Below are 22,813 nucleotides of genomic sequence, written 5' to 3'. Positions count from 1 at the left end.
AAAAGGGGTCCGGTGAACTGGAGAGAAACCAATGAAACGACTATTAACGGTCTTGCTGGGCATTCTGATGCTCAACCTCGCGGCGTGGACATCGGCTGCCGCCCAAACAAAAGGGATGGTTTATTACCTCGTTCCGACCTTGCTGGATGAATTCCAGACCGGATCGGTCAACGCGCTGAGCATGTTCCTGGGTCAGGTCGGCTATGAGATGAAAACACTCAATGCCGACAACAAGACAGACGCCCAGCAATCGCAGATGAATGACGTGATTGCGCTGAAACCCGCAGCCATCATCCTTGCGGCCGTAGACTTTAACGCGCTCAAGCCGTCGATTGAGGCAGCACGCGCCGCAGGCATTCCCGTCGTTGAATTCGACCGGCAGATCACATCGACACCCTCGGATTTCACCTCGGTTGCGGGTACGGTCGAGATTGGCCATATCGCCGGTGACCACGCGATCAGCTTGCTCAAGGGCAAATATGGCGATGTGAAGGGGAAGATCCTTCAGGTTCTCGGTGATCCCGGCGATCCCTACACGCTCGATATCCAGAAGGGTTTCGAGGAAAAAATGAAGGCCTTCCCCGGCGTCAAAATTATCTCGGTACCCGCCGTGCAGTGGGAAGCCAGTGCCGCCGGAACAATCGTTTCCGACCAGATGCTTGCCAATCCTGACATCGATCTGATCTTTCTGCATGCTGCCCATCTTTCGGTCGCGGCCGTTGCCTCGCTTGAGGCTGCCGGCAAGAAGCCGGGCGACGTGATGTTGATGAGTTCCAACGGTGCGCCCGTTGGCCTCGACCTGATCCGTAAGGGCTGGCTGAATGTCGAAGTCGAGCAACCGCTCTATGCACAGGCAGCAGCCATTGCGATGTTCATGGACAAGGTCGTCGGCAAAAAGCCGATCAAGGCTGGAGACTATGATGTGCTCGGTCTCAAGAGCGTTGTGACCATGGAAACCTGGGGACCGAATATCAAGATCCCTGGCTCTGCCATCACCAAAGAGAATGTCGATAACCCATCCTTTTGGGGAAATCTGAAGCCGCCGACAGCTGCGATCAAATCCGTCGAGTGAACGGCCTTCATTCCGGGGCCTGATGGCCCCGGACTTCCCTTCTCCAATCCGGATGCGCCGCATGACGCCTCATACCCGCAAAACTCTTGAATTCGTCCTCGACAATCTCGTCTGGTTCATGCTCATTCTGGTGCTGGCCATGTTCTCAATGCTGATCCCGAACTATTTTCAGATCGGTATCTTCACCAATATCATCGAAGCATCGAGCGTATTGGGTGTGATGTCGATTGGTCTCGCCCTGGTGATCATCACCGGTCATATGGATCTCTCCGTCGAGTCGGTCGCAGCACTGTCGGCCATGGCGGTCGGCATTCTGTTCTGCTCGGCAGGCATAGGGCTTGGTATCAAGCTTTCCCCCGAATGGCTGATGATTCCGGTCTCGCTGTTGGTGGCCTGCGCCATCGGTGGACTGATCGGGCTTATCAACGGCGTTCTCGTCGTCAAACTGAAGATGAGCGCTTTCATCATCACGCTCGCCTCCTTCATCTGGGTGCGCGGCATCGTGCTGGCCGTTTCCGGCGGACGCTCAGCCCAGGATCTCGCCCCTGCTATCCGCTGGTTCGCCATCGAGCGCTTTCTCGGCATCCCGATGACGGCCTGGATCGCTATCGCCTGCTTTCTGATCTTTTCGGTGATGATGGCGAAGACGCCGTTTGGCCGCCATCTGGTGATGATCGGCGGCAATGAGACGGCAACCTTTCGGGCTGGCATTCGCGTCACCCGCAATCTGATCATCGCCTTCGTCATGGCCGGTGCTATTGCCGGTCTTGCCGGCTGGCTGCTGGCCGTTCGCACATCGGGTGCGACCGCCAATCTCGGCGTTGGTCTGCTGTTCAATGCTTTTGCAGCGGTGGTGATTGGCGGTGTCAGCCTCAAGGGCGGCGTCGGCGCTCTGCCGGGCGTCTATGCCGGGGTGCTGCTGCTCTCTTCCATCAATACAGCCATCAACCTGATGGGGCTGCCGGCGAATTATACCCAGGTCATTCATGGTTTCCTGGTGCTCGCAGCCGTTCTTCTCGATACGTTCAAACAAAGGCTCCGCCAGAGGCTCGCATGACAGACAGATTGAAAGACAAGGTCGCACTGGTGATCGGTGCATCTCGCGGCATCGGCAAAGCGATTGCCGTGCGTTTCAAAGAGGAGGGCGCGAAACTCGTGCTCGCTGATTTCAATGCGGAGGAAGGCAAGGCCGCAGCCGACGAACTCGGCATCGATTTTATCCGCACCGATATCGCCAGGATGGAGGACGCGATTGCCGCCGTTGAATTCACTGTGGAACGCCATGGTCGGATCGATATCATCGTCCAGAATGCCGGCATCTATCCCTGGCAATTGATCGAGCATACCAGTCCGGATGATTGGGATCAGGTGATGGCGGTCAATCTGCGGGGCTGTTTCAATGCCGCGCGGGCGGCACTTGCGCCTATGAAGGCGCAAGGATCGGGGCGCATTCTCTTTACCTCTTCGATCACCGGTCCGCATGTCACCAGTCCGGGCCATGGCCATTATGCGGCAAGCAAGGCTGGTATCAACGGGTTCATTCGCTCGGCGGCACTGGAGTTTTCGTCCTATGGCATCAATGTGAACGGTGTCGAGCCGGGCAACATCATGACAGAGGCCATCCAGCTGCATCGAAGTGCCGCCTTTATCAAGAATATGGAGGACGCGATCCCGCTTGCGCGTCTGGGGTCCCCTCGGGATGTGGCCAATGCATTTCTGTTCCTTGCCTCTGATGACGCAAGCTACGTGACCGGCACGACCATCGTTGTCGATGGGGGACAACTTCTGCCTGAGGGGGCCGACTTCAGGATCTTGCCATCCTGATCGTATTTCCGGCTGCACTGATGCCTACTATTCAAGGCGTGAGGATGCGTTGATAGCTCCGAGCTTTGTTTGTCGCCCATTCTGACAGGATGGGCGTCACAAAACCTGGATCAATTTGGCAAGAAGCCGGTCCAGGCGGGTGCGTTCAGGCGCGGAAAGGCTGCGAATGCCGTCCAGAAAATGCGAGGACCTGGCCACCTGAACCCGGGTCTCTCGCAACAGCTTTTCACCGCTTTCGGTCATTTGTACATAGACCGTGCGTTTATCTGACAGAGACGGGACGCGCTCGACGAACCCTTTGTCTTCCAATCTGGTGATACGGCCTGTTATCGCCCCGGTCGTGACCATGCAAAGTTCGGCAAGATCGCTTGGTCGCAACCGGTAGGGTGGGGATTGATGCCGAAGATGGGTGAGAACATCGACTTCGCCGATGCCGATATCGAATGCCACCAGCACCTCCTCCAGGGAGGCCTGGTCCAGGAGATAAAGATGCCGAAGCCTCATGGCAATCGCGATGGGACTGCTGTCTTCCCCCGGGAAATCCTCTTCCCACTGACTAATAAGGTCCGAAAATAATCCTTCGGCTTGTGGCATTGCGCTTCACTTTTATCTCATGGCTAAAACACGTCATTTTGTGACGTCCTAAACTTCTTAATGTTTTCGGGCGCTTCACGCAATGCGCCATAAGAACGCGACCCCTCCAAACATTTTCAATTGACGAAAGTTATCTTAGTGCTAAGATACTTCTAAGGAATATGGAGGAGATATTCGATGGTTTCGAGTTCGGCGAAGCTGCATGATCCGGAGGAGGGATCAGCAGCAAATTTTCCTGATATTGATAATTTGAAGATCGCGTTTGGCCAGCTTCCATCTGGCGTTGTCATCGTGACGAGCCAGGGTTGTGGCGGTGAGATGGTTGGTGCAACTGTGAGCAGTTTCACCTCTTTGTCATTCACACCCCCTCTCGTCATGCTTGGTTTGGCGCAAAGTTCCACAACGCTTTCTGCCATCCTCGACCATGGGCATTTCGCGGTCCATGTCGTTGCTGAGCCGCAGCAGGATATTGCTATGCGCTTTGCGTCCAGCCGTGCTGACAAGTTCAGCGATATCGATTTTAAATTATCGCCATCCGGCGTGCCGATTCTGAGTGAATTCGACACGTGTTTTCACTGTGCCCTTGAGCGGGCCCAGTCGGAAGGGGATCATCAACTGTTGATCGGCCGTATTGTCGATGTATCGACAGTAGAGCGGGACACAACACCCGTCGCATGGTTTAATCGGCGTTTTCACATCTGCGAGCCGCGCGCCCTCGTCTAGTTTTGGCGCTTAGATTTGGCACCTAGAGCTGCCGCCTAGACTTGCTTCAGGAAAAGTGAAGCCAAATTTTCCTGAAAAGACAAACGAAAACAACAGACTTTAGTGCATCGATCCGAACCCGGCTGTCGCCGTGCTTGGAGACATTCGCTCAAAAATATCCGGTACACGATGGTATGCATGGCGTGCTTGCGCCAGTGCCATGGTCGTGCGCACTCGAAAATTCCTGTTTTAAAGTGAGGAAATCCCATGGAAATGAACGCAAAGCAGTTTGACTATGTACTGCCCAATCCACCCATCTCTCCTTATAGCACTGAGGTTGGCCGTGAGATCCGTGCCAAAGCCGCAGCATTGGTGCCACTGTTGCGCAAACACGCCCAGGAAGGCGAGGAATTGGGTGCTCTGGCGCCTGAAAGTTTGAAAGCCTTGAGCGATATTGGTGCGTTCAAACTTACATTGCCAACGGATTTTGGCGGGCATGCGCTTGGAGCGCGCGACGTGGTCGAAATCGTCACCGAGTTTGGCAGAGGCGATGGCGCGGCGGGCTGGATGGCATTTGTCGCCGGTGGCCTTCGCAATATCCTGGCGTTTCCCGATCAGGCTGTGAATGAAATCTTTGCGGATGGACGCGATTGGGTCGGCCCTCTGGCTGCCGGCGCATCGATTTTTGCCACCAAGGTTGGCTCGGCGCGGCGGGTCGAGGGCGGCTGGATGGTCAGCGGCTCCTGGCATTTCGGCAGCGGTTGCAAACATGCCAAATGGATTGCCGTTGGCGTTGATTATGAGGTTGCGCCGGGTCACATGGGCCGCGCCATGGCGGTTTTGAAGGCCGAGCAGGTCAAAATCATCGACAACTGGCATGTCATGGGCATGAAGGCCACGTCTTCCAATAGCCTGACGGTGACCGAAGAGCAGTTCGTTCCCGATCACCGTTTTATGGATATGGCCGATTTCCCGGTTCGCATGGATGGGACACGCAAGCGTTTCCAGGGCTTTGCCAGCAAGTTCGATGGCCGTGGCCTGATGATCATGACCAATCTCACCCACATGGCGATCGTGCTGGGGATGGCTCGTGGCGCGCTGGAATCCTACATCGACATGGCCAGAAAGCAGCAACCCTTCAATCTGCCTTATCCCCGGGTGGCCGAAATGGCATCAACGCAGGTCTGTGCTGCAAAAGCCTATGCGATGATCAAGATGGCGGAAACCACTGCCCTTTGCGCCGCCGATCTTCTGGATCGCCACGCAACGGAAGGACGCGAGGTCTCGGAAGAGCTGGAACAGGCGACGATGATGGAAAACGTCTACGCCGCGCACACCTTGGACAATGCCGTCAGCATCCTGCAACTCAATATTGGCTCCGCAACCGCGCATGAAAGCAATCCGTTCCAACGGTTCGTGCGCGATATCCGGGTGGCAATGCTGCATGGGGCGGTCAGGCTGGAGCCAACAGCCGAGATTTTCGGGCGCCGGATGATGGGACTTGCGCCATTTTCGATGTTTGCAGGTGGATTGCCTGATCGCGCCGCTTAGCCCGCGACGGATTTGAGCTGTAGGCGGGCTGTGGAGGCGGCCCGTCGACGGTTAACAAGAGGAGGATTTTTTATGCAGTCGAATAAGACGCATGCCCCTGCCAATTTTCGGGCAAATAAAGGTTTCGAATACAGTTTTCAGGCTGCGAAGGTTCTGGGCGCGCTATGGGCAATCGTGCTGCTGGTCGTGGCGGTGCCAAGTATCGGTACCGCCGTCGTCAACGCCCGAATGATCACCGATCTCAATATGGATCGAGCGGTCTTCGGTATGGGTTTTGGGCTTTTCGTGATGATGATGGGCTTTCAGGCCCCTGTCGTCGCGGTGTTGATCCGCAAATTCGGTTATCGGTCAACGGTTGCTTTCGGATGCCTTGTGCTGTTCCTGGGGTCGGTTGCCATGGCGACTGTCGTGCATAATGGCTGGCAATATGCCTTGGCTTTTGGTCTGTTGGCCGGTTCCGGCGTCTGCATTGCCGGCATGCTGCCAGCCCAGACAATCGTAACGAGATGGTTTCACGCCCGCCGGGCCTTGGCTGTCTCCATCGTATTTTCAGCAGTCGAAATTGGCGGTTTCTTTTCTCCACCGGCGCTTGAAAGATTGATGGCGATATCAGGCGATTGGCGCACAGCCTGGTGGCTTATTGCCGGATCGGCGCTCATCGCGATGATAACGGCCTATATAGCGCTCGATGAGCGGCGGGTCGAAAATTACATTTCCCGAAATCCTGCTCCTTCCTTCGCACGCGAAAACAGCAAGGTATTCAAAAGCACGACCCACTGGACCCTTCGGGAAGCACTGGGAACCAAGGCTTACTGGCTTATTCTGATTTACATGAGCATTGCCGGGGTCGCCTGGATTTTCCTGATGGCTCATGGCGTGGTGCATCTGCGTGATATCGGCTATTCGCCTGCTGAAGCCGCTAACGCCGTCGCGGTCATTATCGTCGCCTCGTTCATTGGCAATATGACCGCTGGTTTCCTGGGTGATCGTATTTCACCATCGCTCATCTCAGCCGCCAGCATGGCATTGATTGTTTTCGGCTTTTGCATGGTCATCAAGCCCGTTGGCTTTACCGGCATCCTGCTCTACGCGCTTCCTGCCGGCATTGGCTACGGTGCCTCGCAGGTCTGCCTGATGGCTCTTCTGGGCAATTATTTTGGCAAGGCATCGTTTTCCGCCATTCTGGGTTCGATGATGCCGGTATCGACGCTCTGCGCTGCGATTGGCGCGGGGTCGGCAGGGGCGGTTTTCGATCAAACCGGCACATATGAATGGGTGTTTATCACGATCATCACCCTTTGCGTGGTCGCGTTCTTTGCCATTCTTGCAGCATCACCACCGCAAAACCGGGGAAACAAAGAGGAGGTCTCCGGCAGTCCAATCGCAGCGGAATAACAAATGATAAAAATGGGAGGGTGACAATGCGAACTTTAAATCTGCTGGCAGTGCCTTTGCTGCTTGCATCCTTGCTGCCGGCCGCAGCAGCCGATACGGCGCTGCCGTCAAGCGACACACCACCTGGCGAGGGAGGCATGCCCGGTCCGGTCTATTCCGGCCCCTTGGCCAGCGTGGGTAGAACGCTGCATGACAACGGTATCGACCTTCAACTCGATTTTGTCGATTTCTATCAGAATGCGCCGTCTTTTGGGGCTGCGGGTGGCTCATCAGCCAATTACGGGATGTTCATCTTGGGTGTTACCGGCAATCTGACACCGGATCTTCGGGTCAATCTGGTCGAGACAATCAACGCCCCGACTCAAAATGTCGACAATTATCTGTTTGATCTTTCGAATGCCTTTTTCCCCGTCCCGATCGTGAATTCGGACACCGATCTGACCCGTTTCACCATTGAAGGCGACCTTTTCAACGATCGGCTGACTGTTGAAGCGGGGCGGATGGGTCTGAACCGCGATTTCATGAAAAAAGGCTTCTGTGGCGGCATTGGCTGCGTGCCCTCTACGCCGGCAATCACCCTCAACATGCCAGGCGAAGCACTGTCTGTCTGGGGAGGGAGACTGGCCTATCGGCTCGATCAGACCACGACGCTGGGGTTTGGAGCCATCGAGGACAATTCTGACAATTGGCAGAATGGTGATGGATGGGATTGGGGAACCGGCGATGCCAAAGGCTATATCGCCATTGCCAATATCAGCCATGACGAAACCTTCATGCAGAATTCCAATCCTTTGAAATACGAGGTTGGCGCTTATCATCGGTCCACCTCGTATGAAGACGCACTTTACAATAGCGGTTGGGGCAATCCGACCTTTGGAGCCAACACCAGGATTGTCAATCATGACGGCGGAACGAGCGGCGTTTACGGGCAGGTTCGCAAGGTGGTGTGGAGTGAGCCGTCCGGTAGCCCTATTCCCGAAAACCTCGCCGTCTATGGCGGCCTGTTCCATACGTTCGGCGATGGCCAGGCTTATCCCTGGGAGGCCTATGCCGGTGTCGAATATTCAGGCTTCTGGAAGGAAAACCCGCTCGCAACACTCGGTGCGTCCGTTCACTACATTCGCTTGAGTGAAGAGCGCGCGCAGTATGAACAGAATGCCAGGCGGTTCTTTTCTGGTGTTAATCAGAAACAGCCGCAGGATACGTTCATGGTCGACGTCCATGCGAGCACAGGCTTCTTTGGCAACGGGATTCTCGATTTTGGTGCCGCCTATATCATCAATCCAAACAATTCCATTCTGGCTGATTACTCAACCGGAAGAGAAAAGAACGGTGTCGTTATTTACGCGGCATTGGCTTTCGACCTGGGCGGCAGCCTCGGTCTTTCCCCCCGCAAGGGTCCTTGAGCCTGGTTCGATCTGAACCGGCGGCCTTTCACAATCACTTTATCGACAGGAGATCGACGTCATGCACGACACGAAGAGCCATGACCACGCCAAGCTTGAGCGCCACAAACATCTGGTCCGGGAGTTCTACCGCCGGGTGTTCGATGGCCAAAACCCGGCAGCCGTCAAGGATTTCGTCACAGAGGATTATAAGCAGCATAGCCGCCATATTCCGACCGGTCGCGAAGGTTTGGAACGGTTTGTGCAATCAGTATTTCCAAACGGGCCAGTCCCCGAGCCAGCGGAGATGCGCATCCCTCCCGCCTTCATGGTGGCCGAAGGCGACATGGTCGTGGTCGCTGCCTATCTGCCGCAGCCAGACCCCGACAAGCCGGGCGAAACCTACGACTATTTCGTTTTCGATGCCTATCGGCTTCGAGACGAGCGTCTGGCGGAGCATTGGAGCGGCGTGAACAAGATCGCGCCCCCAAAACAGCCCTGACGGCATAGCGGTATGCTGTCATCGCAGGCAGCATACCGGCAACTATCGATCACCATTCATCAGGATTAAAGCATGCAACTCTACCATACGCCCGGCACCTGCTCCACGGCATCTCGCATCGTTCTGCAGGAAACCGGTATCGCCGCCTCCTCCATTCCAGTCAATCTTCGGGAGAAAACGCTTCCGGATGGAACGAGCTATCTTCAGGTGAACCCGAAGGGCCAGGTTCCCGCCCTTGTGCTCGACGATGGCGACGTGCTGACGGAAGGCGCGATCATCCTGCAATATCTGGCTGATCAGGCCCCGGAAAGCGGCCTTTTGCCACCGCCCGGCGATCTTGCCCGCTACCGCGTGCTGGAATGGACCAATTACGTGGCAACCGAATTGCACAAGACCTTCACCCCCCTGATGCGGCCGAATACGCCAGCGGACTTTGCCGAAATCACCAAAACGGCGTTGTTGCCGCGGGTTTTCGGCACTCTCGATCGCCGTCTGGGGCTAAGCGATTATCTTGCCGGGGCAACATTTTCGATCGCGGATGCCTATGCGTTCGTCATTCTCGGATGGGCAAAGCTACAGGCCATCGATCTGGCGGCCTGGCCGAACATCCAGGCCTATCTCAAGCGGATAGAGAGCCGTCCATCCGTCCAATCACTACAGTAAGTGGAGAAAGCCATGACCTATCTTATCAGACAAATGGGCCACGTGATCATCTCCTCGCCGGATCCTCTGGGCGCGGCACAGGATCTTTGCGATGTCGTTGGCTTGAGGATCACGGAAGTCGAAGGCGAGACCGTCTATCTTTCCAGCAACGACCGCCACCACGAAGTCACCTATATCAAGGGCGACGGAAAGGCAGTTGCCTGCGGGCTGGAGGCTGTCAATGCGGATGCCGTAGACGAGGTCTATCGCCGCGCAAAATCCGATGGACTGGAGATATTGTCGGACAGGCCTTTGGGCAAGCATTATGACCGCGCTGTTCGTCTGGTTGCACCCGGCGGGACGATTTTCGAAGTCCATACGCCAATCACTCGCAACCAGCCCCGTCACTACAGTTATTCCACACCGGGCGCCCGTCCGCGCCGGATCGAGCACATCAATTCCTTCGCACCTGATACTGCGGCCTACGGGGATTTCTGCGTCAAAGTTCTGGGTCTGAAGCTGTCGGATATGACGGAAGACGGTGCCTTGCGCTGGTACCGCGCCGAAGACGGCTACCATCACACCATCGCCATGGGGCCGGGCGAAAGCGGATTGCATCACTATGCCTTCGACTTGCATTCGCTCCAGGATCTTCAGACGATCGCCGACAATCTTGCCGGAAAAGAGCGCGCTCTGGTCTGGGGTCCGGGCCGTCACGGGGCGGGTGGCAATGTCTTCACCTATTATGCCGATCCGCATGGATGCCTGGTCGAGAACTCCATCGAACTCGATCGGATCGACAATGATGCAACCTATGAACCGCGGAGCTGGGATATTTCGGAGGGGTTGGCGGGTCGCTGGCTCAATCTCTGGGGCACGCCACCCACGCCTTCGTTCCTGCGTCCGGGGATCGCTTTCGATCCGACCATCTAGATTTTTTCAGGGAAGGCCGTTTCGGCGCTTTCTGGCTGAGATTTATGCGAAGTATCACTGAAAATGGTAGTTCGTATTTCGCTCTTGAATATCTCAAGGCTTTGATAGATTTGAGATATTCGAAGTTTTCTCAGGGTCTGGATGTGGTCAATATCGTCGAGACTTGGTATTTAACGGCGTGCCGGCGTCCTGGCTGGCTGGGAGAGGTTAAAAAATGAGTTTTACATTAAATCCTGCATTCCGGTATCGAATGCCACTGTCCTTCGGACCAGCTCCTGGACCGCGCCAAAAGCCCGGCGGGGGCATGTGGGCGGCCGAGGAGACAGGCCGAATGAACGCCGAATGGATGGCCGTTACCTACAGAACCTTGCCTGAAAAGCTGGAGGCATTGCTTCCGCCAGGCATGGAACTGCGCGGCGAACCCCTGGTGACGGTATCCTGCGCATGGTTCAAAAATCTCTACTGGCTTGCGGGTCGCGGCTACGGGATTGTCGTGGTTGATTTTCCCGTTACCTATCGCGGAAAGACCGAGACTCTTGAAGGCACCTTCTGCCCCGTCCTGTGGGAAGGCGCGCCTGACGCCATCATGACCGGGCGAGATGAGCTTGGCTTTCCCAAGATGTTTGCCGACATTCCGGAAATCGAGCACGACAAGGCACAAGGCACCGCCACCTGCTCTGCGTCCTGGATGGGCTTTAAATTCTTCGATATCGCCCTGACGGATCTGGTTGAGGCTGGCAATGAGCCAGCACTTCCCGGAGCGGATAATGGTCCGTCGATGTATTATAAATATGTACCACGCACCAGTCCCGGCGGACGGGAGGGTGCCGATATTGCTTATGTGACCACCGCAGCAGCACCGCCCGAGACTGGCGGCAGGGTCAGCAATATCAATTTCGATGGCTTCGATTTCAAACGCTGGACGGCAAAAGGCAGCGTGGCTTGGCACCGGGCGACATTTGAACAATTACCGCTCAGTGCGCATGTCGTCAATGGAATGGCCGATCTGGATATTCTTGAAGTCACGAAAGTGCAAATGGTGGCCTTTTCCGGCCCCGGTATCGCAGTTTCAGTCAATTCAATGCGCGCAGTCGATCCGTCTTAGACAGGGAATATTTTTATGAAATTGGCAAGATTCACAATCGACGGCGTCACCCGTCTGGGCAAGATCGATAATCAGCGTATCGTCGATCTGACGGCCGTTGTTCCAGAATATGGCCATTCGATGCGCCTGCTTTTGGAGGCCTATCCGAGACTACGGCCAGCGCTGGAAGCGGTCACAGATCCGTCTTACCTGCTTGCGGATGTGCGGCTGGAAGCGCCGATTGCCGATCCACAAAAATTCCTGGCCATCGGCATGAATTATCAGGCCCATGCCGAAGAAGCGGCTGCGGCGGGTATCAAGACCCCTGAAAGCCAATTGTGGTTCAACAAACAGGTCAGTTGTATAAACGGACCTTACGGTGACATCGTCGTGCCCGGTGTTTCAAAGATGGTGGATTACGAGGCAGAACTTGGTTTCGTGATCGGTAAACGTTGCCGCCATGTGAGCCGTGACAATGCTCGGAGTGTGATCGCCGGCTATCTTGTCGCAAACGATGTGACTGCCCGCGACTGGCAATTTCGTTCGCCCACCTACACATTGGGCAAATCATTCGATACCCATGGCCCCATCGGCCCCTGGATCACCACGGATGACGAAATTGCCGATCCGCATGACCTCACGTTGACCTTGTCATTGAATGGAGAGGAGCGCCAGCGCTCATCGACAGGCGACATGATTTACGACATCTATGACCAGATCGTCTATTTATCGACGGTCATGACATTGGAGCCCGGCGACGTCATTATCACAGGGACACCATCAAACGTCGGAATTGCGACCCAGACATTTCTGAAGCCCGGCGACGTCCTCCGCGTTGAGGTGGAGGGCTTAGGGGGCATTGAAAACCGTTGCGTTGCGGAAAACTAGGACCCGTCTGGTTTAATCCAAACCATAACGCACTACATCCTACGAAGAGTCATTAAAGATGGCATTTCGTATTCTTTTTGCAAATATCTCAAGCTTCTGATGCAATTGAGATATTTGCAATGCCTTCTTCAAGGCGAGGATGCGTTGGCATCTTCGCTTTTGTAGGGGGAGGAGATATGAAGTTTCTATCTGTGATGATCGTCTGGGCTGCATGGGTCACATCGGCTCACGCACAAAGCATCAATGCCGGCAATCACCCTGTCTCCTCGACCAAACCCTTCACTGCCAAAGAGGTCGCACGCTTCGACACCCCATGGGCGATTGCCTTTCTGCCGGATGGTCGAATGCTGGTGACAGAAAAGCCGGGCCTGATCTTTCTTGTGCTTCAAAACGGGCGGAAAACCCCGGTGGCAAATGTCCCCGCCGTGGCCGCCGAAGGCCAGAACGGTCTTCTCGACATTGCCATTTCACCCGGTTTTCAAAAGAACCGCGAGGTCTATTTTACCTATTCGGAACCGGGAGCGTCCGGCAGCAGCCTTGTTCTCTCCCGCGCCAAGCTGGCCGCATCCGGTACAAGTGCATCGCTGGAAGACATGACGGTGATTTGGCGCCAGACGCCAGCTGGCGGTGGCGGGCAATCCGGCGGCATCATCGCTTTCGATCCTGATGGCACGCATCTTTACCTGACGGTCGGCGACCGGATGCGTCCGGATACGGCACAGGACCCCAACCAGGCGCGCGGCAAGATTCTGCGGCTTAATCTGGATGGCTCAACGCCTGCGGATAACCCACAAGCGGATCAAGGCGGCGTGAAAGCCCAAACCTTTACGACTGGTCATCGCAATCCCTACGGTCTTGCTTTCGGGCTTGATGGAAAACTGTGGCTGCATGAAATGGGACCACGGGGCGGCGATGAACTCAATCTGATAAAAGCCAATGGCAATTATGGCTGGCCGCTGGTGTCGAATGGCGACAATTACAGCGGCACGCGGATACCGCGCCATTCGACGAGGCCGGAGTTTATCGCCCCGGCTCTTTACTGGAACCCGGTGATCGCTCCGGCTGGGCTTGCGATCTACAATGGTCAGATGTTTCCGCAATGGCGCGGCTCGGCCCTGATTGGTGGCCTTGCATCCATGGCTTTGGTCAGGGTGACATTCAACGGTGCTGGTGGAGCAGAAGAGGCGGATCGCTTCGATATGGAGGCGCGCATCCGCGATGTCGCGGTCGCCCCTGATGGGGCGGTGTGGGTTATCGAAGATGATAGTGAGGGGCGCCTATTGCGTTTGACGCCCGTCAAAGGGTGAAGAATTATTGGTGATCGTCACCCGGTTTGCCCGACGGTCTGCATTGAACTCAGGAGCGCGCTGATCTGCACGGTGCTGAAGTTTGAGTAGGTGTCCGATACGGCATAAGGCAGGGCGATGAGATCGCCGTGACGCATGGCGCCGCAGGAATAGACGACATTGGGCACATAGCCTTCACGTTCGGTCGGTTCCGGTTGCAACAAAGGCTCGACTGTGCGCGCTAAGATAATGCTGGGGTCCTCCTTGTCGAGAAGGGTGACGCCGATAGAATATCTGCGCATCGGGCCGACCCCATGGGTAAAGAGCAACCATCCCTCATCGATTTCGACGGGCGATCCGCAATTGCCGATCTGAACGAACTGCCAGGAGAATTCCGGTTTCATCAGAACAAGACCCTCGTCCCAGTGATGCAGGTCGTCTGAATACAGCAGAAAAAGATTTTCGCTGTCCTGACGTGCAATCATCGCAAAGCGCCCGTTGATGCGCCGAGGAAAAAGCGCCATGCCCTTGTTGCGGGCTGCCGGACCGCGCAGTGGCGTCAGTGTGAAATTCAGAAAATCCTGGGTTTCCAGAAGTTCTGAGCGGATCGAGGAACCACTATAGGCCGTGTAGGTGGCAAAATAGACGGTCTTGCCGCCGTCATCGAAAGCCACGAACCGGGCATCCTCTATCCCGTTCGATTGTGCTTCTGTCACCGGAAAGATCACGCGTTCGCTAAGATCGCTTTCGCTGTCAAAGCTGATGCCGATGCAGCCTGCCGGTGACAAGCCGTCATGGGCATGGACCTGGGGCAGCCCCGCCAAACGAACCGGGGGATCGATGGTGACGGCTCCTTCATCATCAATCATACCAGTTCGGAAAGTCAGTGAGGAAATGTGTCCTTCGCCAACCGCCCGCAGGCTGATGATCACCCGGCAGCATCCTTGCGTCATGCCGGTCTGGTCGGGATGCGCAACGATGCTTGGATTGAAGAGGGCCGCGGATTCGAACGAATACTCGTTCATGAAATACGCGCCGACCAATTGTCTCTGTTGCTGGCTGAAGCTTTCATGCTGGGAGAAAGCATCCTCCATCGCATCGGCGCGCAGTTCGAACTGCCGTAATAGGTTACGGTGCCGGCCTTCGAAATTATCGAGAATGTCTCGCAACTGGTTAGTCGTACCGGTCGGATCGAGAGACAGGACACGGTCAACAATTTCATTGGCCCGGTTTTTATCGCGCGGGTTCAGGTGTCGTGGTTCCGTCGATGGCTTGAATGGCCGGACGATGACACGGGTGGGATCAGGCCGGAGATAGAGGGCCTGCCGATTGAGGAGACTTGAATTGGGCAAGGCTGATCCTTTTTTGATTGGCGCTGGAAGAGTGCTTAAGAAAGCTGCTGGAGCTCTGCCAGCTTCGGTGCGGCATGCGTCAGGCGGGATGCCCGGCCAACTTCAAAGCAGGAGATCAAGTAGCAGAGCACGGATTCCGCTCCGCGGTTTTCGTTGGCTCGATCCGGATGCAGTCCGTCCCGGCAACTGCCGGTTTCCGGATCGACAAGGGAAACCCCGTGATCGTTGCTGCCGGTAAACCAGGTAAAGGTACGTGTGGCGGCCTCTAGCCATGTTTTGTCGCGGGTAGCATCATAGGCGGCAAGGCAGGCGGAAATTGTGGCTGTCGCTTCCACCGGCTGCTGGTCGAAGAGCTTGGGCGCTTCGCCCACATCGAAAAAGCCAGCGGTGCCGACCGGCCTGAACTGGCCACCGGAAGCCGTCTGCTGCTGCATGAGCCAGCCTAGCGTTCTGAGGCCGGTATCCATGAGTTCGTCCGAGCCGGTTGCCATGCCTGTGGCGATCAGGGCTTGCGGAATTCGGGCGTTTTCATAGGAAAGCCCCTCTTCAAACCAATGGCGGTCGGCTGTCGATACCTGGCGTTCTAGCCTCATCAGACGCTCAGCAAGTACTGTGCGCAGCTGTGCTGCCGCGTCGTCCTCTGGCGTGACCCTGCAATAGGCATCGAGGCCGATCAGAGTGAAGGCCCAGGCCCGTGGCGAATGGAAATGTTCGACCACAGGGGCCGCTTTGGCAAACAGGGCCGCTGCCCAGCGACGGCGCGGCCGGTCGCTGTCGGAGGAGGCGCAGATGCCGAGCGACCAGAGCGTTCGGCCATGGCTGTCTTCGGAGCCTTTGTCTTCCAGCCACCGGCGGTCAAAGCTCATGAAGTTGCGAAACTGTTTCAGGTCAGGATTCCAGGCATGCTGGATGAAGCTGGCGAAAGAGGCGGTTCTGCCGTCATGGATGCCGGTTTCTCCGGCTCCCGCCAGATGGCAAGCAAGGATCAGCGCGCGCGCATTGTCATCGACGCAGTAGCCATGCGCACGGTCCGGCACGGAGAAGACCGCATGCTGAAAGATGCCAGTGTCGTCGCACATGGTATTGAAATGACCGAGTTTCAAATTGGTGCCGTGCTGCGGGCGGGTCATGCTTTGCGTTATGAGATCGCGGATCAGGCGCGGTCGGTAGGCTGCGCGGGCCGTCTCGATGCTTTTCAGATAGAGCGATGCGATCTGCGGCCAGATCATCGACCGGCCCGTCTCATAAGCAGCCTTGCGCATCGCCTGACGCGCCTGATCGTCACCCAGCAATCGTGCAATTGCCTCGCCAGTCGCCTGCGCATCGCTGAACGGGACAAGAATGCCGCGATGGTCGTCTAGAAGCTCACGGGCGTGCCAATAAGGGGTCGAAACCACGGCGCTGCCCATGCCGAAACTGTAGGCGAGCGTTCCCGACGTCATTTGCGCTTCATCACGATAGGGCGTGACATACACATCGCACATGGCGATGAAATCGAGGAGCGTCGGCACATCGACGAACTGATTGAGAAACACGACGGATCGTTCGACGCCGAGCTGTTCAGCGCGGATGCGCAGGCTGTCGCGATACGCCTCCTTCTCCCGGCGCAGCAGAGTGGGATGCGTTGCGCCAAGGACGATATACAGCGCGTCGGGCTGCATTTTCAGAATGGCTGGCATGGCATCGATGACCACCTCGATACCCTTGTTGGGGGAAAGAAGTCCAAAGGTCAGAATGACCTGCCGTCCGCTATAGCCCATCTTGCCTTTGGCAAGCTCCGGGTCGTGGAAGGCTTTGTCGGGAATGCCGTGGGCGATGACATCAATCTTGCCGGAATCCACGCCATAGACATTTTCGAGAAACTCCCGTCCCTTGTCTGCCATGACCACGACACGGCTCGATGCCCCGGCGACTTGCTGCAACACCCGTTTCTGGGATGGCGTCGGCTCGGCAAGGATGGTGTGAAATGTCGTGATGACGGGAATTCGCAGATGGGACAGCAGGGCGAGAATGTAGTCGCCGTCCGGGCCACCGAAGATGCCGAACTCGTGCTGTAAGGAAACGGCCCGGTAATCTCCATTATTGAGGATACGGGCCGCAGTCACATAGTCCTCAATCTCACCATCGCGGACGTCAAACACCACGTTGGCCGGATAGGCGTAGTTCAACTTGTCATCGGTCATCGCGATGATGCTGGTCTCTATACCCTCTGCCGGATTGGACATGGCGTGGCTGAGGTCGGTGGTGAACGTGGCGATCCCGCACTGCCTTGGAAGCGAATTACCGATAAATGCGATACGCTTGGTCTTGATCATCAGAGTTTCCCTTCAGAACGCCGTCGCCGGTGGGTTGACTGCCGGCTCGTCCCTGGACTGGGAGCCTGCGATGGTGTTAACAGTAAGTATCTTTCCGGTTCCTCTTGAACTTGGCGTGGATATCCAGTTGCGGTGATGGATGTCGCCCGATCCTTCTCGATGGTTGCGTCCAGATCCAAATTGTCGATGGCGACAAGGCTTGTTGTCGATCCCTTGGCAATTTCGATCAGCGTTGCCACCCGCCGATAGGCGAGCCAAAAAATGCCAGTAATCTGTTCCTCATCATCCTTGACCTGATAGTCACCGGCGGGCTGCGTACCCTCAAGGCCAGGAAAGGTGAAGGGACATTTGAAATGCACGATGCGTGTCTTGGTTCTGGTAAACATCGATCTGGCTTCCTTGAACTGGCTTGACAGAATAGCAAGCTGGCACAGCGGGTTCGGCACGGCATGAACCGTGTTGCGCAATTCCAACAATGGAGGCGCCGCATCTATAGACTGTGTGCTGCAATCTGGGAGCTGAAATCCGGCCGTTCCGTAGCGCGGCTGAAACTGTTTTATCGAATGCCATCATGACCGACAAAGCGAACGCCTTGCGCAGATGGAGCCAACATAAAGCGAGTGACGTTTCGGCACAGACCCGGTTTAGTCGTGAGAGATTTTAGGCAAGCGCTTTGTGAAGCCGTTGGTGTCAGGCCGAGGCGCACGTTGCCAATTGGCTTGAAAGGGTCGATTGACTTGAAAGGTGTGTCGGAAGACATGTTGTCCTCCTTTATTGGGGCCAGGGTGCGTGCCGCCCAGAAAATGACAGTGCCCTTACAATGGCTGACATCAGGATAGAAGTGGGGTTCTGCGTCGAGATTGCAAGGCGCGATTGTGATTTATCTCGTGGCACATCCCTCCATCATGGGTTTCCAAGTTATTCTACCCGTTTCTCGCTTGGCGTAACCGCTGACATCAGCGGTTACGCTCATTTTGGGAGCGGAGATGGGACTTTTCCGATCAATCGTCCAGAGGCACGGATGCTTTCCCGAGTTTTACAGAAGGCTCCCGCGCCCAGACGCGAAGCTTGCCCACCTTTTCGATGAAATCGGCAATACCATCTTCACCGGGAAGACCAATGGTGCCTTCATCGAGGTCTTCGGTTATGCCAGCCTTCTCCAAAAGGGGCATGGCGCTTTGGGTATAACCGATGAATTTGCAGTGCTGGAAGGCGTCGGCAACGAAATCCCGTGCCGTTGCTTCCTTCACAAGATCTGCCATGCCCGCATCAGAGGTCAGAAGCGCCACGGCGTCAAACAGGACGGATGGTCCTCCATCGATCATATGATGCGCTTCGATCCAGGTGCCGTCGGAACCCGTCACGCCGCCGACCTTTGGTGCGATCAACTCGAATTCGGCTTGTGCCGCGGTGACAGCGTCCGTCAGTGCCTTAAGGAGCTTCACATCGACGCCATCGGTGATCAGGATGCCGAGTTTGCGGCCTTCGAAGCGCTTGGGGCCTCGCTTGATGATGCTGAGTGCAGGGGACGGCTCAAGGTCGTCGCGTGTCGGCACAGCAGCATCAGCCGGCTTGGGCATGCTTTTGAAGCCCAGTTTTTCTGCCACGGTATTGGCGAGCGTTTCATCGATATTCATCAGATGCGCCACCATCCGTTCCCGGATAACAGACATTTCCACCTTGCTTAGCTCGAAAGTAAGAGCGGCTGCAATGTGGCGCTGTTCCGGGGGCGTTTGGCTTATATAGAATTGCCGGGCCTGGCTGTAATGATCGGCGAAGCTTTCCGGGCGCAGGCGGGCCTTGGCACCCTGTTCTTCCGCAGGAAAGTGACGATAGCCGCGCGTTGGCGATTCCCGCGGTCCCTCGCCAAATGAGTTCGGCTGATAATTCGCACGGCCGACCGGATTGCGCATCGCCATATGGCCATCCTGCTGGAAATGCGCGAAGGGACACTTTGGTGCGTTGATCGGCAGATGGGTGAAATTCGGTCCGCCCAGACGTTTCAGCTGGGTGTCGAGATAGGAGAAGTTGCGGCCTTGCAACAAAGGGTCGTTGCTGAAGTCGATCCCCGGCGGAACATTCTGGGTCATGAATGCCACTTGCTCGGTCTCTGCAAAGAAATTGTCCGGCATCCTATCCAGCACCAGACGACCGATTGCCTTCGGCGGCAGGATTTCTTCCGGGATGATTTTTGTCGGATCGAGCACGTCGAAATCAAAGCTGTCGGCAAATTCCTGGTCGAACAGCTGTACCTGAAGTTCCCATTCGGGAAAGTTTCCAGACTTGATTGAATGCCACAGATCACGTCGATGGTAATCCGGATCGGCGCCATTGATTTTGACCGCTTCGTTCCAGGCCACCGATTGAAGGCCGAGCTTCGGTTTCCAGTGAAACTTGACGAAGGTGGATTCGTCATTGGCATTGGCGAAGCGGAACGTATGGACGCCGAAACCTTCCATAAAGCGCAATGATCTTGGGATTGTCCGATCCGACATGATCCACATGATCATGTTCATGCTCTCGGGCGTCAGAGAAATGAAGTCCCAGAAATTGTCATGGGCGGTTTGTGCCTGGGGAAATGCCCGGTCCGGCTCCTGTTTTGCGGCGTGGATAAGATCAGGAAACTTGATGGCATCCTGGATGAAGAAAACCGGGATATTGTTACCGACCAGATCCCAGTTGCCTTCCTTCGTGTACATTTTCACCGCAAAGCCGCGCACGTCGCGAGCAAGGTCGGCTGAGCCCTTGTTTCCCGCCACCGTCGAAAACCGAACGAAAACAGGGGTTTTTTCACCGGGGCGCTGAAACACGTCGGCTCGCGTATAATCTGCCAGGGATTCGTAGGTTTCAAAGAAACCGTGGGCACCGTAGCCACGCGCATGAACGACGCGCTCTGGAATGCGCTCATGGTCGAAGTGGAAAATCTTTTCTCTGAAATGGAAGTCGTCAACGACAAGTGGACCGCGATCCCCGATGCGAAGGGAGTTCTGATCGTCTGCGACAGGCCCGCCCTGGGCCGTCGTCAAAACCTGTTCGCCGTCAGCGACCTGGTGAAGTTCGCCGCCCTTGCCGCGCACGAGTTTCTGATCGTGGATGGTGGCCTCATTCGAGATTGCAGCCGCATTCTTGCCTTGGTTTTGGGACCGTTGCTTTGGCATATTCTCTCCGCGATTTTGTTGATGTACAAAAGCGAACTGAATACGCAGCTGTTGGTTCCATTATTTTCGCCCGCAACCGGTCACAATGCGACGCGGACATCTGCCGCGTCGCATTCCGTCACCACCAGAAATGGTGCCTGGCTCTCTCTGTTTGGGATGGCTTCAAAACACTTGGCGCAGGACTACGTAAAGCACAAAGGCGATGGCAATCGAGGCAGGGAGTGTCAAGACCCAGGCCATCAGCATATTGCGGACCGTGGACCATTGCAGGCCCGAACCGTTGGCGGTCATTGTACCGGCGACACCTGATGACAGGACATGGGTTGTTGATACCGGAAGGCCGAAATGGTCGGCTGCTCCGATCGTCACCATGGCGACGATTTCAGCCGCAGCTCCCTGGCCGTAGGTAAGATGGGTCTTGCCGATCTTTTCACCGACCGTGACAACGATGCGCCGCCAGCCGATCATCGTTCCCAGGCCGAGCGCCAGTGCGACAGCAACCTTCACCCAGGTCGGAATGAACTTCGTCGCATTATCGACCGCCTTATGATAGGCGCTGACGGCAGCAAGATCGCTTGCCTCCATCGGCAGCAGCTTCTGCTTGTCGATCAGCTTCAAGGCCTCACCGATCAGGTAAATATCGTTTCTGATATTTTGCACCAGATGGTTTGGAACGGCTTCCAGCGTTGGGAAAGCGGCGACTTCCGCGCTGGTCGCATGGATATATTGTTGGAGCGCGAGCGTGGTGGCATCGCTCCAGGTTTTGGATTTGACAGCCTCCGCGACGGTTGCTTTTGCATCCACGAACGACACCCCCGGCTTGATATATTTGCCGAGCGCGGTCTCAACCTGCGCCGAGGAAGATTTATAGGCTTCGAGATAATTCACATCCGGCGTGCGATTGAGCGCGAAAGCCGTCGGCACCAGGCCGATCAGGATCAGCATGATCAGGCCCATGCCTTTCTGGCCGTCGTTCGATCCATGCGCAAAACTGACGCCGGTACAGGTGAAGATCAGCAGGCCCCGTATCCAGAGCGGCGGCGGCTGATTGGTTTTCGGCTCCTGGTAGAGCGCCTTGTTCTTCACGAACAGCTTCATGGCCAAAAGCAGGATCGCGGAAAAGCCAAAGCCGATCAGAGGCGAGACCAGTAGGGACAGGCCGATATTGGTCGCTTGCGACCAGTCTACCCCGCTCGTTGCCGAACCGGCTGGTGCCAGAAACTGATTGGCGAGACCGACGCCGATAATCGAGCCGACCAGGGTGTGTGAGCTGGAGGAGGGCAGGCCCAGATACCAAGTGCCAAGGTTCCAGACGATGGCAGCGATCAACAGGGCAAACACCATGGCAAGGCCGGAGCCGGAGCCGACCTGAAGGATCAACTCTACGGGCAAAAGGGAAAGGATGCCAAAGGCAACGGCGCCGCTGGATGTCAGAACGCCGAGAAAATTGAAGAATCCTGACCACATGACAGCAAATTCAGCGGGCATCGAGCGTGTGTAGATCACGGTGGCGACTGCATTGGCCGTATCGTGGAAGCCGTTGACGAACTCAAACCCGAGCGCGATCAGAAGCGCAAGCCCCAAAAATATCCAGGGAACCGCGACGGTGCTGGTCAGATCCTGGCCAAGAGCGTAGCCGATATAGCCTAGTCCGACCAACAGTACCACGCCGAACACCGGCATGAACCACTTGCCCGATCCATGCGCCCGATCAAGGGGATGACCCGCGCTGTTGAGCGGCGAATTCGAAGGCGCTAATTCAGCCATTCAAGGTCCTCACATTTGATATTTGTTAAGGAGTTTTGGCGGCTTTGAGTGAACCTTTCATGACACCCACCTCGCCACAGGCTTTCTCTTCAATGAAAGAAGTGACTACAAAAGCGCATTTATTCTAGGCGTTGGGTAAGCAAAACCCTTTCCGGAAATTTGAGTGGTTGAGATGGATACAATTTAAGCGATTATTTAATTTGTGGTTGCCCAAAGTCATACAGGCGGCTTGTTTCTTCTGTTTCAAAGCGTGAGTGAGCAATAAGTATATTTATTGTCATTGCGCCGTGACCTTTCACTAAACATTCGCAGATCCGTTGTTTGGCTGTCATAATGCCGCCCCATTACACGCTCCGTCGAAGG

The 22,813-nt window shown here is 56.0% G+C and carries 19 protein-coding genes; 13 read left to right on the top strand and 6 right to left on the bottom strand.

Going from position 1 to position 22,813, the window contains the following annotated elements; all coding sequences use genetic code 11:
• Positions 1–31 precede the first annotated feature (31 nt).
• The 3 genes from H1Y61_RS19440 to H1Y61_RS19430 all read left to right on the top strand — a co-directional run bounded on the left by H1Y61_RS19440 (position 32) and on the right by H1Y61_RS19430 (position 2,896).
• Positions 32–1,072, top strand: a complete 1,041-nt coding sequence (locus tag H1Y61_RS19440) for a sugar ABC transporter substrate-binding protein (RefSeq protein WP_180575124.1) — start codon at positions 32–34, stop codon at positions 1,070–1,072.
• Positions 1,073–1,133: 61 nt separating this feature from the next.
• Positions 1,134–2,129: an ABC transporter permease gene (locus H1Y61_RS19435; protein WP_180575123.1), complete on the top strand. Its 996-nt coding sequence runs from the start codon at positions 1,134–1,136 to the stop codon at positions 2,127–2,129.
• The gene (locus H1Y61_RS19430) at positions 2,126–2,896 is read left to right on the top strand and encodes an SDR family NAD(P)-dependent oxidoreductase (RefSeq protein ID WP_180575122.1); all 771 of its coding nucleotides are present in this window, start codon (positions 2,126–2,128) and stop codon (positions 2,894–2,896) included. Before H1Y61_RS19435 ends, H1Y61_RS19430 begins: the two co-directional genes overlap by 4 nt.
• Before the next feature lie 96 nt (positions 2,897–2,992).
• Here the strand turns inward: H1Y61_RS19430 and H1Y61_RS19425 are convergent, their stop codons facing one another.
• Positions 2,993–3,346, bottom strand: coding sequence for a MarR family winged helix-turn-helix transcriptional regulator (locus tag H1Y61_RS19425; protein ID WP_234617656.1), 354 nt, complete (start codon positions 3,344–3,346; stop codon positions 2,993–2,995).
• 321 nt (positions 3,347–3,667) lie between these two features.
• On the opposite strand from H1Y61_RS19425, the gene H1Y61_RS19420 reads away from it, so the two are divergent.
• The 10 genes from H1Y61_RS19420 to H1Y61_RS19375 all read left to right on the top strand — a co-directional run bounded on the left by H1Y61_RS19420 (position 3,668) and on the right by H1Y61_RS19375 (position 13,879).
• Entirely contained in the window at positions 3,668–4,213 is a 546-nt protein-coding gene (locus H1Y61_RS19420) for a flavin reductase family protein (RefSeq protein WP_180575121.1), read from the top strand.
• Positions 4,214–4,459: 246 nt separating this feature from the next.
• Positions 4,460–5,743, top strand: coding sequence for an acyl-CoA dehydrogenase family protein (locus H1Y61_RS19415; RefSeq protein WP_012653700.1), 1,284 nt, complete (start codon positions 4,460–4,462; stop codon positions 5,741–5,743).
• A gap of 72 nt (positions 5,744–5,815) precedes the next feature.
• Complete coding sequence (locus tag H1Y61_RS19410; RefSeq protein ID WP_180575120.1) at positions 5,816–7,138, top strand: MFS transporter; 1,323 nt, start codon at positions 5,816–5,818, stop codon at positions 7,136–7,138.
• A 26-nt stretch (positions 7,139–7,164) separates the two neighbouring features.
• Entirely contained in the window at positions 7,165–8,544 is a 1,380-nt protein-coding gene (locus H1Y61_RS19405) for a carbohydrate porin (protein ID WP_180575119.1), read from the top strand.
• 61 nt (positions 8,545–8,605) lie between these two features.
• A complete protein-coding gene (locus tag H1Y61_RS19400; protein WP_060717227.1) occupies positions 8,606–9,025 on the top strand; it encodes a nuclear transport factor 2 family protein in 420 nt (139 codons plus the stop codon).
• Positions 9,026–9,097: 72 nt separating this feature from the next.
• Positions 9,098–9,688 (top strand): glutathione transferase GstA, encoded by a 591-nt coding sequence (gene gstA / locus H1Y61_RS19395; protein WP_180575118.1) that lies wholly within the window; start codon positions 9,098–9,100, stop codon positions 9,686–9,688.
• Between the two features lie 12 nt (positions 9,689–9,700).
• Positions 9,701–10,600 carry a VOC family protein gene (locus H1Y61_RS19390; protein ID WP_180575117.1) on the top strand — a complete coding sequence of 300 codons (900 nt, stop codon included), beginning with the start codon at positions 9,701–9,703 and terminating at the stop codon, positions 10,598–10,600.
• A gap of 331 nt (positions 10,601–10,931) precedes the next feature.
• Positions 10,932–11,705, top strand: a complete 774-nt coding sequence (locus tag H1Y61_RS19385) for an acetoacetate decarboxylase family protein (protein ID WP_409363998.1) — start codon at positions 10,932–10,934, stop codon at positions 11,703–11,705.
• A 15-nt stretch (positions 11,706–11,720) separates the two neighbouring features.
• Entirely contained in the window at positions 11,721–12,572 is an 852-nt protein-coding gene (locus H1Y61_RS19380; RefSeq protein WP_180575116.1) for a fumarylacetoacetate hydrolase family protein, read from the top strand.
• Positions 12,573–12,748: 176 nt separating this feature from the next.
• On the top strand, positions 12,749–13,879 hold the full coding sequence (locus H1Y61_RS19375) for a PQQ-dependent sugar dehydrogenase (protein ID WP_180575115.1): 1,131 nt from the start codon (positions 12,749–12,751) through the stop codon (positions 13,877–13,879).
• 17 nt (positions 13,880–13,896) lie between these two features.
• On the opposite strand, the gene H1Y61_RS19370 is transcribed toward H1Y61_RS19375, so the two are convergent.
• The 5 genes from H1Y61_RS19370 to H1Y61_RS19350 all read right to left on the bottom strand — a co-directional run bounded on the left by H1Y61_RS19370 (position 13,897) and on the right by H1Y61_RS19350 (position 22,450).
• Complete coding sequence (locus H1Y61_RS19370; protein WP_180575114.1) at positions 13,897–15,210, bottom strand: glycoside hydrolase family 130 protein; 1,314 nt, start codon at positions 15,208–15,210, stop codon at positions 13,897–13,899.
• Between the two features lie 35 nt (positions 15,211–15,245).
• Positions 15,246–17,525 carry a glycosyltransferase family 4 protein gene (locus tag H1Y61_RS19365; protein WP_180575113.1) on the bottom strand — a complete coding sequence of 760 codons (2,280 nt, stop codon included), beginning with the start codon at positions 17,523–17,525 and terminating at the stop codon, positions 15,246–15,248.
• Positions 17,525–17,911, bottom strand: a complete 387-nt coding sequence (locus tag H1Y61_RS26730; protein ID WP_235680946.1) for a hypothetical protein — start codon at positions 17,909–17,911, stop codon at positions 17,525–17,527. The genes H1Y61_RS19365 and H1Y61_RS26730 overlap by 1 nt, the downstream gene beginning before the upstream one ends.
• A gap of 615 nt (positions 17,912–18,526) precedes the next feature.
• The gene (gene katE, locus H1Y61_RS19355) at positions 18,527–20,683 is read right to left on the bottom strand and encodes a catalase (protein ID WP_180575112.1); all 2,157 of its coding nucleotides are present in this window, start codon (positions 20,681–20,683) and stop codon (positions 18,527–18,529) included.
• 162 nt (positions 20,684–20,845) lie between these two features.
• Positions 20,846–22,450: an inorganic phosphate transporter gene (locus H1Y61_RS19350; RefSeq protein WP_180575111.1), complete on the bottom strand. Its 1,605-nt coding sequence runs from the start codon at positions 22,448–22,450 to the stop codon at positions 20,846–20,848.
• Between the last annotated feature and the right edge of the window lie 363 nt (positions 22,451–22,813).

Origin of the sequence: Agrobacterium vitis, assembly GCF_013426735.1 — a bacterium.
GTDB classification, from domain to species: Bacteria; Pseudomonadota; Alphaproteobacteria; order Rhizobiales; family Rhizobiaceae; genus Allorhizobium; species Allorhizobium vitis_D.
Note: the sequence above shows the minus strand (reverse complement) of the source record. Positions and strands in the feature narration are given on the sequence as shown.

Coding starts and splice junctions, on each gene's coding strand:
- H1Y61_RS19440 (WP_180575124.1), top strand. CDS start 32: ATGAAACGACTATTAACGGTCTTGCTGGGCATTCTGATGCTCAACCTC.
- H1Y61_RS19435 (WP_180575123.1), top strand. CDS start 1,134: ATGACGCCTCATACCCGCAAAACTCTTGAATTCGTCCTCGACAATCTC.
- H1Y61_RS19430 (WP_180575122.1), top strand. CDS start 2,126: ATGACAGACAGATTGAAAGACAAGGTCGCACTGGTGATCGGTGCATCT.
- H1Y61_RS19420 (WP_180575121.1), top strand. CDS start 3,668: ATGGTTTCGAGTTCGGCGAAGCTGCATGATCCGGAGGAGGGATCAGCA.
- H1Y61_RS19415 (WP_012653700.1), top strand. CDS start 4,460: ATGGAAATGAACGCAAAGCAGTTTGACTATGTACTGCCCAATCCACCC.
- H1Y61_RS19410 (WP_180575120.1), top strand. CDS start 5,816: ATGCAGTCGAATAAGACGCATGCCCCTGCCAATTTTCGGGCAAATAAA.
- H1Y61_RS19405 (WP_180575119.1), top strand. CDS start 7,165: ATGCGAACTTTAAATCTGCTGGCAGTGCCTTTGCTGCTTGCATCCTTG.
- H1Y61_RS19400 (WP_060717227.1), top strand. CDS start 8,606: ATGCACGACACGAAGAGCCATGACCACGCCAAGCTTGAGCGCCACAAA.
- gstA (WP_180575118.1), top strand. CDS start 9,098: ATGCAACTCTACCATACGCCCGGCACCTGCTCCACGGCATCTCGCATC.
- H1Y61_RS19390 (WP_180575117.1), top strand. CDS start 9,701: ATGACCTATCTTATCAGACAAATGGGCCACGTGATCATCTCCTCGCCG.
- H1Y61_RS19385 (WP_409363998.1), top strand. CDS start 10,932: ATGAACGCCGAATGGATGGCCGTTACCTACAGAACCTTGCCTGAAAAG.
- H1Y61_RS19380 (WP_180575116.1), top strand. CDS start 11,721: ATGAAATTGGCAAGATTCACAATCGACGGCGTCACCCGTCTGGGCAAG.
- H1Y61_RS19375 (WP_180575115.1), top strand. CDS start 12,749: ATGAAGTTTCTATCTGTGATGATCGTCTGGGCTGCATGGGTCACATCG.
- H1Y61_RS19365 (WP_180575113.1), bottom strand. CDS start 17,525: ATGATCAAGACCAAGCGTATCGCATTTATCGGTAATTCGCTTCCAAGG.
- H1Y61_RS26730 (WP_235680946.1), bottom strand. CDS start 17,911: ATGTTTACCAGAACCAAGACACGCATCGTGCATTTCAAATGTCCCTTC.
- katE (WP_180575112.1), bottom strand. CDS start 20,683: ATGCCAAAGCAACGGTCCCAAAACCAAGGCAAGAATGCGGCTGCAATC.
- H1Y61_RS19350 (WP_180575111.1), bottom strand. CDS start 22,450: ATGGCTGAATTAGCGCCTTCGAATTCGCCGCTCAACAGCGCGGGTCAT.